The sequence below is a fragment of the Dietzia sp. genome (assembly GCF_036741115.1).
Classification (GTDB): Bacteria; Actinomycetota; Actinomycetes; order Mycobacteriales; family Mycobacteriaceae; genus Dietzia.
The window spans coordinates 1-12,589 of the sequence record NZ_DAINST010000081.1 but is presented as its reverse complement, the minus strand read 5'-3'; the positions used below and the strand labels follow the sequence as shown (position 1 = coordinate 12,589).

Annotated in this window: 12 protein-coding genes; all 12 read left to right on the top strand. The window is 68.0% G+C overall.

Going from position 1 to position 12,589, the window contains the following annotated elements; translation table 11 throughout:
* Positions 1-509 (top strand): FAD-dependent thymidylate synthase (gene thyX / locus V7E05_RS11775; protein WP_333619843.1); only part of this gene is annotated, 509 nt, incomplete at its 5' end.
* A gap of 121 nt (positions 510-630) precedes the next feature.
* The gene (gene dapA, locus V7E05_RS11770) at positions 631-1,569 is read left to right on the top strand and encodes a 4-hydroxy-tetrahydrodipicolinate synthase (RefSeq protein WP_333619842.1); all 939 of its coding nucleotides are present in this window, start codon (positions 631-633) and stop codon (positions 1,567-1,569) included.
* Complete coding sequence (locus tag V7E05_RS11765; RefSeq protein WP_333619841.1) at positions 1,566-3,776, top strand: ribonuclease J; 2,211 nt, start codon at positions 1,566-1,568, stop codon at positions 3,774-3,776. The genes dapA and V7E05_RS11765 overlap by 4 nt, the downstream gene beginning before the upstream one ends.
* Positions 3,777-3,937: 161 nt before the next feature.
* The gene (locus tag V7E05_RS11760) at positions 3,938-4,357 is read left to right on the top strand and encodes a hypothetical protein (RefSeq protein ID WP_333619840.1); all 420 of its coding nucleotides are present in this window, start codon (positions 3,938-3,940) and stop codon (positions 4,355-4,357) included.
* 249 nt (positions 4,358-4,606) lie between these two features.
* Positions 4,607-7,786, top strand: a complete 3,180-nt coding sequence (locus V7E05_RS11755; RefSeq protein WP_333619839.1) for a DNA translocase FtsK — start codon at positions 4,607-4,609, stop codon at positions 7,784-7,786.
* A gap of 36 nt (positions 7,787-7,822) precedes the next feature.
* A complete protein-coding gene (pgsA, locus tag V7E05_RS11750; RefSeq protein ID WP_333619838.1) occupies positions 7,823-8,416 on the top strand; it encodes a CDP-diacylglycerol--glycerol-3-phosphate 3-phosphatidyltransferase in 594 nt (197 codons plus the stop codon).
* Between the two features lie 70 nt (positions 8,417-8,486).
* Complete coding sequence (locus tag V7E05_RS11745; RefSeq protein ID WP_333619837.1) at positions 8,487-9,050, top strand: CinA family protein; 564 nt, start codon at positions 8,487-8,489, stop codon at positions 9,048-9,050.
* Positions 9,051-9,180: 130 nt separating this feature from the next.
* A complete protein-coding gene (locus V7E05_RS11740) occupies positions 9,181-9,564 on the top strand; it encodes a helix-turn-helix domain-containing protein (RefSeq protein ID WP_333619836.1) in 384 nt (127 codons plus the stop codon).
* 167 nt (positions 9,565-9,731) lie between these two features.
* Entirely contained in the window at positions 9,732-10,571 is an 840-nt protein-coding gene (locus tag V7E05_RS11735; RefSeq protein WP_333619835.1) for a PspA/IM30 family protein, read from the top strand.
* A 90-nt stretch (positions 10,572-10,661) separates the two neighbouring features.
* Positions 10,662-10,856, top strand: coding sequence for a DUF3046 domain-containing protein (locus tag V7E05_RS11730; protein WP_333619834.1), 195 nt, complete (start codon positions 10,662-10,664; stop codon positions 10,854-10,856).
* A 272-nt stretch (positions 10,857-11,128) separates the two neighbouring features.
* Positions 11,129-12,223: a recombinase RecA gene (gene recA, locus V7E05_RS11725; RefSeq protein ID WP_333619833.1), complete on the top strand. Its 1,095-nt coding sequence runs from the start codon at positions 11,129-11,131 to the stop codon at positions 12,221-12,223.
* 97 nt (positions 12,224-12,320) lie between these two features.
* Positions 12,321-12,589 (top strand): regulatory protein RecX (locus V7E05_RS11720; protein WP_333619832.1); only part of this gene is annotated, 269 nt, incomplete at its 3' end.

Genomic DNA, 12,589 nt, shown 5'->3' with positions numbered 1-12,589 from the left:
TCACCGGGATCTCGCGATCCTGCACACACGAGCTGATCCGGCACCGCCATTTTTCCTACTCGCAGCTCTCTCAGCGATTTGTTCCCGAACACGATTCCAAGGTGGTCCCTCCGCCGGCCATCGAGGACGATCCGGAGCTGCTTGCCATTTTCGAGAAGGTAGCGGATTCGTCTCGCGAGGCATACGCCGAATTGTTGACGGCGCTGGAGGCGAAATTCGCCGACGTCCCCAACCCGATGTTGCGCCGCAAGCAGGCGCGACAGGCGGCGCGTTCGGTCCTCCCGAACGCGACCGAGACGCGCATCGTGGTGTCCGGCAACTACAGGTCGTGGCGGCACTTTATCGGCATGCGCGCCACCGAGCACGCGGACACCGAGATCCGCGGGCTCGCCATCGACTGCCTCCGCAAGTTGCAGGAGCTCGAGCCGAACATCTTCTCGGACTTCGAGATCTCCACTCTCGACGACGGCTCGGAGATCGCGATCAGCCCGTATGTCGTCGAGGGATGACGGCGGAGGCCGGCTTCGTCACGTGTCCGCGGTCGGCGGACGTTTCGTCTGACAACCGAAATCCCGTTCCCCAGGACGCCGTCTTCGGACGAGCGGGACTCTCAGAGTAGGATTGACCTTCATGACGACTGTCCGAGAGAACGCACACCGTCACGGTGCCGGCCATACGCAGCCGCGCCGTGGCGGTTCTCTAGGGACGGTAGTCACGGCGATGGTCACGCCGTTCGGCCGGGACGGGCGGGTCGATCTCGTTGCAGCCCGGCAGGTCGCCACGTACCTCGTGGATTCGGGATGCGACGGACTCGTCGTCTCCGGGACCACCGGGGAGTCGCCGACCACGACCGACGACGAGAAGATCGCGGTCCTCGAGGCCGTGCTCGACAGCGTCGGAGACAAGGCCGTCATCACCGCCGGAGTCGGCACGTACGACACGGCGCATTCGGTCCACCTCGCGAAGCGGTCCGCGCACTCGGGGGCGCACGCGCACCTCGTCGTCACCCCGTATTATTCGAAGCCGTCGCAGGCGGGCATTGCGGCCCACTTCTCTGCGGTGGCGGATGCGAGTGACCGCCCGGTGATGCTGTACGACATCCCGCCACGATCGGTCATCCCGATCCAGGCGGACACCCTCATCGCCCTGTCGGGACATCCGAACATCGTGGCGGTCAAGGACGCCAAGGGCGATTTCCACGACGCCATGCGGGTGATGACCTCGACGTCCCTCGAGTACTACTCGGGTGACGACGTGCTCAACCTGCAGTGGCTCGCCGCAGGCGCGGTGGGCCTCGTCTCCGTGGTGGGCCACGCGGCCGCGGCGCAGCTTCGCGCGCTGTACGGCGCGGTGCAGGCGAACGATCTCGCCGCAGCCCAGCGCATCAACAACTCGCTGCTGCCCCTCTTCGACGCTCAGGCCCATCTCGGCGGCGTCTCGATGGCCAAGGCGGCACTAGAACTTCTCGGAATACCGGCCGGAGTGCCGCGACTTCCTCAACTTCCACCAACAGAAGAGCAGCGTCGGTATCTCTCCGACCTGCTGCTCAGAGCAGGAGTGACTCAATGACGGAATCCCAGAATCGTCCTCGGGGGCGTTCGCGCGTGAAGCGCAACGCCGGACCGCCGAGCGAGAACCGGGAGCCACAGGCCACGCAGGGTGGCGGGGCGCAGGGCGCCTCCGATTCGGGTGCCGGCGCCGGCGCGCTCGCCCCGACGTTCACCGAACCGGCCGCCGCGAAGGCAGAGCCGAAGTCCGAGCCCAAGGGCGGCTCGCAGGACTCGGGCAATGGCTCGAACCGGAACGACTCGAACGGCTCAGACTCGGGCCGTGGCGGAAACGAACGCGGTGGGCGCCAGGGAGGCGGCCGCAACAGCGGAAACGGAAACAACGGCGGCAACGGCGGAAATGGCGGCGGGAACAACCGCGGCGGCGGCAACGGTGGCGGCAACCGCCGCGGTGGCCGCAACTCCGGCCGCGGCGGACGTGGCGGAAACGGCGGCAACGGCGGAAACAACCGTCGCCGCGAGGACTCGGCGACGTCGCAGCACGGCGGCATGAAGTCGATGTCCGGCGGCGACATGACCGTCGCCCTCCCGCGCCCGCCGAAGGCGAAGAAGGGCGCGCTGCGCATCGTCGCGCTCGGCGGCATCTCGGAGATCGGCCGCAACATGACCGTCTTCGAGTACAACGGCAAGCTGCTCATCGTCGACTGCGGCGTGCTTTTCCCGAGCTCCGACGAGCCCGGTGTCGACCTGATCCTCCCGGACTTCTCGATGATCGAGGACCGTCTCGACGACGTCGAGGCGCTCGTGCTCACGCACGGCCACGAGGACCACATCGGCGCGATCCCGTTCCTCCTCAAGCTGCGCCAGGACATCCCCGTCGTCGGCTCGCGCTTCACCCTCGCCCTCGTCGAGGCGAAGTGCCGCGAGCACCGCATCCGCCCGCGGGTGCAGGTCGTCGACGAGAGCTCGAAGTCGACCCACGGCCAGTTCAACGTCGAGTACTTCGCCGTCAACCACTCGATCCCCGATGCGCTCGGCATCGTCATCAACGTGGGCGGCAACCGGGTCATCCACACCGGCGACATCAAGCTCGACCAGCTGCCGATGGACAAGCGCCCCACCGATCTCCCGGCCATGTCGCGCTTCGGCGACAAGGGCGTCGACCTGCTCCTCATGGACTCGACCAACGCCACGACTCCCGGTGTCTCGGAGTCCGAGTCGATCATCCCGAAGTCGATGGAGCGTGTGATCCGCAGCGCGAAGAAGCAGGTCGTCGTCGCGTGCTTCGCGTCGAACGTCTACCGCGTCCAGCAGATCATCGACGCCGCCTCGGCGGCCGGCCGCAAGGTCGCGCTCAACGGTCGCTCGATGGTCCGCAACATGGATATCGCCATGGACCTCGGCTTCCTCAACGCGCCCGACAACGTCATCGTCGACATGGACCACGCGGCCAAGCTCCCTCCGGAGAAGCTCGTCGTGGTGACCACCGGCACACAGGGCGAGGCCTTGGCCGGACTCTCCCGCATGGCGCGCCGCGAGCACCGGCAGGTCAACCTCAGCGAGGGCGACACCGTCGTGTTCTCCTCGTCGCTCGTCCCGGGCAACGAGGAGTCGGTGTTCGGCGTCATGAACCGCCTGTCGCAGATGGGCGTCGAGGTCATCACCAACCGCGAGGCCAACGTCCACGTCTCGGGCCACGGCTTCGCCGGCGAGCTCCTCTTCATCTACAACGCCGTTCGCCCGCGCAATGTCATGCCGGTGCACGGCGAGTGGCGCCACATCCGCGCGAACCGCCAGCTGGCGATCAGCACGGGCGTGCCCGAGGGCAACACCGTCCTCGCGCAGAACGGCGTCGTCGTAGAACTCGTCGACCGCAAGGTCTCGGTCGTCGGCCAGATCCCGGTCGGCAACCTCTACGTCGACGGCCTCTCCACGGGCGACGTGGGAGACACGGTCCTCGCCGACCGCACCGTGCTCGGCGAGGGCGGCTTCATCGCCGCCACGGTCGTCGTCGATCCGCGCACGGGCCGCCCGGTCTCGCGCCCGCAGCTCGTGGGCAAGGGCTTCACCGATGAGCCGGGCGCGCTCAGCCCCGCGGTGGAACTCGTCGAGAACGCGCTCCTCGACCTCGCAGGCGAGGGCGAGAACGATCCGTACCGGATGGCGCAGGTCGTCCGCCGTGTAATCGGCAAGTGGGTGTCCGACAAGTGGCGCCGCAAGCCGATGATCGTCCCCACGGTGATCACCTCGGCGGCCCCCACGGAGTAGGACCGACCCGGTGCCCAACGTGGTACCGATTGATCGACCATGACGGCGGAGGCCGGTTCCCCGAGGCGGGAGCCGGCCTCCGCCGTCATTCGTCTGGAGCTCCTTGCCCGAATCCGGGGTGATCCCCAGCAACCGTCCGGGGCCGGCTGGATAGTCGGGATATGGCAGATGATCCCCAGGCGCCGCATGCGGCGCTCCGCAAGAAGCTCCAGCTCAAGCTCGAGACCGTGTTGTGGACCCATCCCGCGGAATGGAGTCCGGAGGAGCTCGCCGGGGACGAGACGCTGCGGCGCGGCGATCTCGATTCCGCCGATGCGGCGATCGCATACGTCGACTCCGAGGACGCAGTCGACGCGTTCATGGGAGCCCATGCCGAACGCCTCGCCGAAATGCGGCTCGTATGGCTCGTTTACCCCAAGGGCAACGTCGCTCCGATCAACAGGGACAGCCTGTGGAGGCGTCTCCTCGCCCATGGGTGGCGGGCGAACTCGAACGTCGCCTTCGACGCCGAGCTCTCGGCGATCCGGGCCCGGCCGCTCAAGCCGGGTGAGCGCGCGGAGCTCCGGGGTAGGCGCCAATGAACATCGTGGGGGAGCGGTGTCCTCGGGCGCCGAGGCCACGGTCGCTCGGGGCTTTCGCGAGATCAGGATGCCGAACCTCGCTGTTCCCCACGTGCCGCCTGTGACTGGAGTGACTAATGCGTTTAGAATGAACGCATGGCACTCGGAACGCACACGTCCCCGACCCGATCGCCGAAGCGCAGTCGAGGAGGGTCGTCCCAGACGTACAGGACCCCGGCACGCTCCTCGAGGAGTGGCCGGGGCTCGGTCGTGTCGCATCCGAAGAAGACCGGAACGGCCCAGGTCCGGACCGGCGGAGCGTTCGGTGCGGTCGGCCGTGGGCTCGCCGCGGTGTGGACGGGCACGGCCAAGGGCGTGGGCTCGAGCATGCGCGCCGTGGGCTCGCGTGCGCGCACGTCTATCGGGGAGACGCCTCGGGCCGATCTCTCTCCGCACCGCCGGGATGGCGTCGCCCTCATGCTCTTCGCCGTGGCGATCGTCATAGCGGGATCCGTGTGGTTCTCCGCCGCGCGGCCTGTCGGCGAATGGGTCGAGGTCGCCACCCGCATGGTTGTCGGCTCGGGTGCGATCATCCTCCCGATTCTGCTCGCGGGATGGGGTGTGCTGCTCATCGTCCGCGAGCCCAATCCGCAGACGCACGCCCGCTGGATGGTCGGATCCACCGTCGTCGCGCTCGGCATCCTAGGGATCTGGCACATCGGTGCCGGCGCACCGTCGACGCCGCACGAGGTCCAGCACGCGGCCGGTGTGCTCGGCAGGGTCGTCGGCGGCGTCCTCGCGGCCGGGCTCACCGGAGTGGTCGCCACTCTCGTGCTCGTGCTCCTCGTGGCTTTCGGAGCGCTCATCATCGTCGGCCGTCCCGCGCGGGAAATCCCCGCCCTTCTCCGCGAGTACTTCTCCGGACATGGGGCAGAAGACGAGTTCGACGCCGAGGGCGCCGGCGATGACGATCTCTTCGACGGCTCCGAAGCCCCGGCTACCAACCTCCGCGGCCGCTACCCGGCGAACACTGCCGATGCCGCCCTCGACGGCGCCGGAACCCGCACCACCACGCTATTCGATCCCGCGGATTCTCGTGGCCGCTCGGGCGCAACCGACGAGTTCGGGGGCCTTGACGACTTCGATGACGAAGCCGAGCAGATGGCGGAGCACGGTAGCGGGCGTCCCGGACGAGGCGGCCGCGGTTTCGCAGGCGCAGGGCTCGGTGGAGCGCTCGGTTCGGTGAAGTCCTTCTTCGGCATCGGTGGTGTCCGCGGGAATCGTGCTGACGAGGAGTACGACGATTTCTTCGACGAGGATCCGGACGTCGAGGACGGTATGGATCCGGGGCGGCGTCTCGCCGGACGGAACCCGAATTCGACGCGAGTGATCCCGACGGCCGGTCGCGGCACGGGCCTCCGCGAGGAGCCGTGGACGCCGGCGCGCCCGGACGACGTAGCGCCTTCGGCCCGGCGTTCCCCGCGCGGGCCGGTGGATTCCGAGGCCGCACGCCCGGCGGCTCGTCGGTCCGGCGTTACCGGTGCCGCGGCGGCCACCGGTGTGGCGGGTGCGGCAGGGGCCGGTGCAGCAGGCGCTGCCGGTGCTGCCGCCGGTGCCGCGGCCGGCGGTGCCCCGAATCCGCCGCCCGCGACCGGCTCCGGCACCGATGCCGGACGAGCATCGTACCGAGCAGGGCAGGGGTCCCGCGGCGGCGCAACCGCCGGAGCGAACAGCACCTCCGCCGTCACAGACGTGGATGCCCAGCGATCGGCGACCGAGGATCGGCGCGGTGCCGCCCTCCCAGACAGGGCGGGCGAGGTGCGCGACCTCACCAAGGCGCCCAAGGAGACGCCGAAGGTTCTTCCTGCGACTGCCGCGCCGTTCAAGTCCGGCAGCGAGGGCTATGAGCTTCCTTCGCTCGATCTGCTCACCCTCGGCGACCCGCCGAAGGAGCGCAGCGCCGCGAACGACCAGATGATCGACGCGATCAGCTCGGTTCTCCAGGAGTTCAACGTCGACGCAGCGGTCACCGGATTCACGCGCGGCCCCACCGTCACGCGATACGAGCTCGAGCTCGGTCCCGGCGTCAAGGTCGAGAAGATCACCAATCTGCAGCGAACGATCGCCTACGCGGTGGCGACCGACAACGTCCGCCTCCTCACCCCGATCCCGGGCAAGTCCGCCGTGGGCATCGAGGTGCCGAACTCGGACCGCGAGATGGTCCGCCTCGCCGACGTCCTCGTCGACCCGAAGACGCAGCAGTCGCCGAATCCGATGCTCATCGGCCTCGGCAAGGACATCGAGGGCGAATTCGTCTCGGCCGAGCTCAACAAGATGCCGCACCTGCTCGTCGCCGGTTCCACGGGCTCGGGTAAGTCGAGCTTCGTCAACTCGATGCTCGTCTCGCTACTCGCGCGGGCCACGCCGGAAGAGGTGCGCCTCATCCTCGTCGACCCGAAGATGGTCGAGCTCACTCCGTACGAGGGCATCCCGCACCTCATCACGCCGATCATCACCTCGCCGAAGAAGGCCGCCACCGCTCTCGCGTGGCTCGTCGAGGAGATGGAGCAGCGCTACCAGGACATGAAGGCGACGCGCGTGCGGCACATCAACGACTTCAACAAAAAGGTGCGCGCTGGGGAGATCACCGCGCCTCCCGGCTCGCAGCGCGTGTACGAGCCGTACCCGTACATCGTCGCCGTGGTCGACGAGCTCGCCGACCTCATGATGACCGCCCCGAAGGAGATCGAAGACGCCATCGTCCGGATCACGCAGAAGGCGCGTGCCGCCGGTATCCACCTCGTGCTCGCCACGCAGCGGCCTTCGGTGGACGTCGTCACGGGCCTGATCAAGACGAACGTCCCCTCGCGTCTCGCGTTCGCGACGTCGTCGCTCACCGACTCCCGGGTCATCCTCGACCAGGCCGGAGCCGAGAAGCTCATCGGCATGGGCGACGGTCTCTTCATCCCCATGGGCGCCTCGCGCCCGACCCGTATGCAGGGCGCATTCGTCTCCGACGAGGAGATCCAGGCTGTCGTCGATGCGGCGAAGGAGCAGGCGGAACCGGATTACGACGAGAGCGTCACCGAAGAGAAGGCCGCCGAGAAGAAGGAGATCGACGGGGACATCGGCGACGATCTCGACGACCTGCTCGCGGCGACCGAGCTCGTGGTCTCCTCGCAGTTCGGTTCGACATCGATGCTGCAGCGGAAGCTGCGCGTCGGATTCGCCAAAGCCGGCCGGCTCATGGACCTCATGGAGTCCCGCGACATCGTGGGCCCCTCGGAGGGGTCCAAGGCCCGGCAGGTCCTGGTCAAACCCGACGAGCTCGCCCGCGTCCTCGCGGGTATCCGCGGTGACGACGTATCGGAGTTCGACTCCGAAGGCGATTCCGGCCCCGCCGACGGCGAGTACTACGACAACATGGACGACGATCTCGAGGTCCGCTAGTCTCCCTCCGCGGCGTACTTACCCTAGGGTAGAGACGTGACATCTGCTCCAAGCCCCTCCGGACCCGATCAGGTCCCGGTTCTCAACATCGCGAATATTCTCACGGTTTTCAGGATCGTGCTGGTCCCCGTGTTCGTCGTCGTCATGTTCACGAACGGCGGGGAGAGCACGTGGTGGCGGATCGCTGCATGGGCCGTGTTCGCGATCGCGATGATGACCGATTACGTCGACGGGTGGTACGCGCGTTCGCGCAACCTCGTCACCGACTTCGGCAAGCTCGCCGATCCGATCGCGGACAAGGCGCTCATGGGCGCGGCCATGATCTCGCTGTCGATCCTCGGCGAGCTCTACTGGTGGGTGACAATCGTGATCCTCGTCCGCGAGATCGGGATCACCGTGTGGCGGCTCGTCGGTGTCGACTACGTCGTCCCCGCGAGCCCCGGCGGCAAGCTCAAGACCGCGGCGCAGACGCTCGGCATCGGCCTGCTCATCCTGCCCATGCCGCACTGGGTGTGGCCGTTTGAGTGGTTGGTCATGGCCGTTGCGGTGGTCCTCACCGTGTACACCGGCGTCGATTACCTGCTCAAGGCGAGGCAGGCCTCCCGCGCCCAGGGCGGCGAGGCGAGCTAGGTCGGTCGCCCGGGCCGTTTCTCGGGCTCGTCGCTCGTGTCGGTTGCCGCTCGAGGAAAGAGGACCCACCATGCATGACGACGGACGTGCCCCAATTGCCCCGGCCCTCGCGGGTTCCAGGCGCGCTGTGGCGGGTGGCCCCGCCTCGCCTCCGGACCTGGAGTCCGCCGCGCAGGCGCTCGTTCGGGCGGCCTCTGCCGCGGGACTCACCGTGGCGACAGCGGAATCCCTCACAGCCGGGATGGTGGCGTCGACCATCGCGGGGGTCCCCGGGGCCAGCGCGGTGCTCCGCGGCGGCCTCGTCGTGTACGCCACCGAGCTCAAGTCCCTCCTCGCCGGCGTGCCCGAAGAGACGCTCGACGCCCACGGAGCCGTTTCTGCGGAGACCGCTGCGGCGCTCGCCGAGGGCGCCGCTCGGCGGTGCGGCGCGGACCTCGGCGTCGGGCTCACCGGTGTCGCCGGCCCTGATCTGCAGGAGGGAAAGCCCGCAGGGACGGTGTTCGTGGCGACGTCTCGGCGGGGAGAAGGCGCGGGTGTCGCTCGCTTGGCGCTCGGTGGGGACAGGGCGCAGATCCGCGCGGCCGCGACCCTCGCGGGCCTGGAGATGCTGCGGTCCGCCGTCATGGGGGAATGAGACGGTCCGCAGCGCTCGGCCTGCGTCCGGCCCACGAACGGCGCACGGATCACGACGGAACTGTTCTTTTCGATTCCGTTTGTCCGCCGGTAGGCTGCGATCCCACTGGGGTTCGGGAACAATTCGCCCGATGTGCGCGTTGGATGGGGTGATGCACGAGATGACGATCAAGGTCGGCCCGGGTCTCGGCCCGAGTACCCGGATTCCGGCCACCGAGGACCCCATCCGCCAGAGTGCGAGCGGACACCGAGCCCCGCTGTTCCGCGAGGCGCTCGGGGCCGTGCTGCGCGCGCTCCGTACCGATTCCGGTCGCACCCTCCGCGATGTCGCCGATGCCGCGCGGGTGAGCCCCGGCTACCTCTCCGAGCTCGAGCGTGGCCGAAAGGAAGCCTCGAGCGAGCTGCTCGCCGCGATCTCCGGCGCGCTGTCCGTCTCCCTCGGCGAGGTGCTCATCCGGGTCGTAGCGGAACTGACCCCGAACCACGTCGAGCCGGACACCGTGCTCGCTGGATAGACCGCCGCGGCGGACAGGGTGCTTGCCGGACAGGCGCTCCCGGTGCGGCACTCGCGTGTCCGGCACATTCTGTAATCTGGGTGCGTCGAGCCCGGCCGGGCGGACGGCGCCCCTCGCCGCGACGCCGCTACACAAGCCGAACGCTAGAGATCAAAGGACAGACTTCAATGGCTAACCCGTTCCGCAAGGCGTGGAATTACTTCATGGCGCTCTTCGACTCGAAGATCGAGGAGCACGCGGATCCGAAGGTCCAGATCCAGCAGGCCATCGCCGATGCGCAGCAGCAGCACCAGCAGCTCTCGCAGCAGGCCGCCGCGGTCATCTCGAATCAGCGCCAGCTGGAGATGAAGCTCAAGCGGCAGCTCGAGGACATCGAGAAGATGCAGGGCAGCACGCGCCAGGCCCTCCAGATGGCAGATCAGGCTCGCGCCAACGGCGACGAGGCGAAGGCTGTCGAGTACGAGAACGCGGCCGAAGCGTTCGCTGCGCAGCTGGTCACCGCCGAGCAGAACGTCGAGGACCTCAAGGTCCTCCACGACCAGTCGCTCCAGGCTGCCGCGCAGGCGAAGAAGGCCGTCGAGCAGAACGCGATGCGTCTGCAGCAGAAGGTCGCCGAGCGGACCAAGCTGCTCAGCCAGCTCGAGCAGGCAAAGATGCAGGAGCAGGTGAGCGCCTCGCTCCGCTCGATGACCAACGTCGCGGAGAACTCGTCGACCCCGAACCTCGACCAGGTGCGGGACAAGATCGAGAAGCGCTACGCGGACGCACTGGGGAGCGCCGAGCTCGCCGAGAACTCGGTGCAGGGGCGCATGGCCGAGGTGCAGCAGGCCTCGGTGCAGATGGCCGGCCATTCGCGCCTCGAGCAGATCCGCGCCTCGATGCGTTCGGACGCACCGGCGGCGGGCGCCGCCCGCGCCGGGCAGCAGGCGCAGCCGCAGGCCGCGCAACCCAGCCCAAGCAGCAACGCCGGTCAGAACCAGACGCAGGGGCAGTCCCTGCCCGAGTAGTCGCTCGGCGGTGGTCGGCGAATGGGACCTCGTTTCCTCCGGCCGCTCCCGACCCGTTTGTGCAGAAAGGACCGGTCTAGGCCTGTGGCGATGACCCTCAGCGATTTCAACGCATTGACGCACGAGGTGTTCGGCGCCGCTCGCGCCGAGCACCTCGTGCGTTCCCATGTGCTCACCGATCTCGGTGGCAGGACGGCCGCGCAGGCCATTGACCAGGGCGAGGAGCCCAAGGACGTGTGGCTCGCGCTCTCTGCCGAGTTCGACGTTCCGGAGATCTACCGCTAGGAGATCGAGTCGGGCCGTCGAGTGTGCAGGGTGGTCCTGCGCCTCGCCCGCGTTCGCCGGCTGGAGTCGACACTCGGCATCGGTTATTCGATCGCACCGTTCGAACACGCCGAACATAGTTCTTTGAATCGAACATTCTTTTGGATACTCTGGTCCCAGACACACGATCGCGGCGGTAGCGTCCCCATTTTGTCGGAGGCGCTTCGTAGAGTGTGGACACATTCGATCGAGGCCACCTCGTGGCCACACAATCCGGCGTGGAGGACAGAACAATGGCAGCTAAGGCACAGGCGAAGACCAATACTCGGGAGCAGGCTCTCGATATGGCGCTCGCGCAGATCGACAAGGCATTCGGCAAGGGTTCCGTCATGCGCCTGGGGGATGATGAACGCCCGAAGGTCGACGCAATTCCCACCGGCGCCCTCTCGCTCGATGTCGCCCTCGGCGTGGGTGGCCTGCCCCGCGGCCGCGTCGTCGAGATTTACGGTCCGGAGTCCTCGGGTAAGACCACTGTTGCGCTCCACGCTGTGGCCAACGCCCAGGCGGCAGGCGGCATCGCGGCCTTTATCGATGCCGAGCACGCTCTCGATCCCGAGTACGCCCGCAGGATCGGCGTGGATACGGACAACCTCATCGTCTCGCAGCCCGATACAGGCGAGCAGGCGCTGGAGATCGCGGACATGCTCATCCGCTCCGGCTCGATCGACATCATCGTCATCGACTCCGTGGCTGCGCTCGTCCCGCGCGCGGAGATCGAGGGCGAGATGGGCGACAGCCACGTGGGCCTCCAGGCCCGTCTCATGAGCCAGGCGCTCCGCAAGATGACCGGCGCGCTGCACAACACCGGCACCACCGCGATCTTCATCAACCAGCTGCGCGAGAAGATCGGCGTCATGTTCGGCTCCCCGGAGACCACCACCGGCGGTAAGGCTCTCAAGTTCTATGCTTCGGTCCGCCTCGATGTCCGCCGCATCGAGACCCTCAAGGATGGCGCGGATGCCGTGGGTAACCGCACGCGCGTCAAGATCGTCAAGAACAAGGTCGCCCCGCCGTTCAAGCAGGCGGAGTTCGACATGATCTACGGCGAGGGCATCAGCCGCGAGGGCTCGCTCATCGACATGGGCGTCGAGCACGGCGTGGTGCGCAAGTCGGGCTCCTGGTTCACCTACGACAGCGACCAGCTCGGCCAGGGCAAGGAGAAGGTCCGCCAGTACCTCAAGGACAACCCGGACGTCCGCGATGAGATCCAGGCCAAGATCCTCGACAAGCTCGGCATGGGCGCCGGCGCGGCGGAGGGCGAGGAGTCACAGGCCCCGGTTGTAGAGGACGAGGACGCCCCGGTCGATGTCGTCCCGGTCGACTTCTAGGCTCCCACCGGCCCGGTCCCCGCAGGACGAGGGATCGTTCGGCGGGGGTGGCGCGTCGAGAGCATCGGTCTCTGCCCTGCAGGAGACTGTCGCTGCGATGGAGGCGCCCGCGCCGGAGCACGAGCTACTTCCGCTCTCCGAGGAGGGAGCCAAGGCATGCAAGGCTGCGCTGCGACTCCTCAAGTTCCGGGCGCGCAGCGCGGCGGAGCTGCGGGCGCGCCTGGTCGAGAAAGAGTTCACGGCAGAAGCGGTGGACGAGGCAATGGACCGGGTGGATGCGTGGAAGCTGTTGGACGATGCGGAGTTCGCCCGCCAATGGGTCGAGCAGCGCTCGGCGGCGAAAGGAGCCACCCGCTCCCTCCTCCG